At 69.6% G+C, this 1,535-nt stretch carries 2 protein-coding genes; both read right to left on the bottom strand.

Features of this window, described 5'->3' with window-relative positions; translation table 11 throughout:
- Positions 1-191: 191 nt before the first annotated feature.
- Complete coding sequence (locus V7050_RS20985) at positions 192-611, bottom strand: DoxX family protein (protein ID WP_324369016.1); 420 nt, start codon at positions 609-611, stop codon at positions 192-194.
- Between the two features lie 206 nt (positions 612-817).
- On the bottom strand, positions 818-1,535 hold a 718-nt coding region (locus V7050_RS20980; RefSeq protein ID WP_324411282.1), incomplete at its 5' end, for a fumarylacetoacetate hydrolase family protein.

Genomic DNA, 1,535 nt, shown 5'->3' with positions numbered 1-1,535 from the left:
AGCGAAGCGCCCGCGTCGTGCCGGAGGCACGCCGTTGGCGTGACGGGCCGGGGCGGGCGCTTCCCGGCGGTGCCTGGCCTCGGCCGGATGGCGGCACCAGGCGCGCCCGGAAGCCGACCTGAACGGGTCGCGCTGCCAGATGCAATTCCCCTGCGATGGCCGGGATCAGCGGTGCCTTCCGGCAGCGGGGCTCAGGCCGCGACCAGCCGCCCCTGCCGGGCGTCGAGCGAGAGCCCGCCGGCGCCGAGACCGGCAAGGACGAGCAGGCCGCCGGCGATGGCGAGGTTCTTCTGGAACATCAGGGTCTGCAGCACGGCGTCGAAACCCTCGAGACCCTGGGCCGGAACGTAGTGGTAGAGATAACCGGCCAAGAGCGCGAAGCCGGCGAGGCCGAGAGCCGCCCAGCGCGTCTGCCAGCCCAGGAGGATGGCGAGGCCGCCGAGCAGTTCCAGCGCCCCGGCCCCGAGACCGAACACGCCCGGCAGGCCACCCGAGGCGGTATAGGCCATGGTCCCGGCGATGTCGCCGAACTTGCCGAATCCTGCGGGGATGAAGACGAGGGCGATAAGAACGCGACCCGCGAGGGCCGCCAGGCTGGAGAGGTTGATCATTGCCGCATTCCTTTCGGTGGGAGGCGCTGGAGCACGCCGACACGCGCAATCTGCGCATTGCGCTTCCCGGGAACAATCCACCGGGCACGCGATTGATTGTTGCAGAACCGGGAACCCATGGGCCGACCGCCGCGGCGCTCCCCGCACACGCCGAACCCGGTGCAGGCCAGGCCCCGGCGTCACGCCGCGCCGCAGGTCCGCCGGGATCAGTCGGTCACGCAGACCTGGTTCTGCTCGCCCAGACCCTCGATGCCGAGCGCGACCTTGTCGCCGGGCTTCAGGAAGACCGGCGGCTTCATCCCCATGCCGACGCCCGGCGGCGTGCCGGTCGAGACGATGTCGCCGGGCAGGAGCGACATGAACTGGCTGAGATAGCTCACCAGATGCGCCACCCCATAGACCATGGTCGCGGTCGAGCCCTTCTGCCGCGTCTCGCCATTGACCGTCAGCCACATGCCCAAAGCCTGGGGATCGGCGATCTCGTCGCGCGTCACCAGCCAGGGGCCGGTCTGGCCGAAATTGTCGCAGGACTTGCCCTTGGTCCACTGCCCCTGGCGCTCGGCCTGGAAGGCCCGCTCGGAGACGTCGTTGACCACGCAATAGCCCGCGACATGGCGCATCGCATCCGCCTCGGAGACGTATTTCGCCCGGGCCCCGATCACCACGCCGAGCTCGACCTCCCAGTCGGTCTTCTCCGAGCCGCGCGGGATGATGATCGGGTCGTCGGGACCGCAGATCGCCGAATTCGCCTTCATGAAGATGATCGGCTCGCTCGGCACCGCCATGCCGGTCTCCGCGGCATGATCGGAATAGTTCAGGCCGATGCAGATGAACTTGCTCGTCCCCGCCACGCAGGGCCCCAGCCGCACCGAGGGATCGACCTCCGGCAGGTTCCGCGCATCGATGCCGCGCAACCGCTCGATC

It is taken from the genome of Amaricoccus sp. (assembly GCF_036846665.1).
GTDB lineage: Bacteria > Pseudomonadota > Alphaproteobacteria > Rhodobacterales > Rhodobacteraceae > Amaricoccus.
The sequence above is the reverse complement of the archived record's forward strand: the minus strand, read 5'-3'. Positions and strand labels throughout refer to the sequence as shown.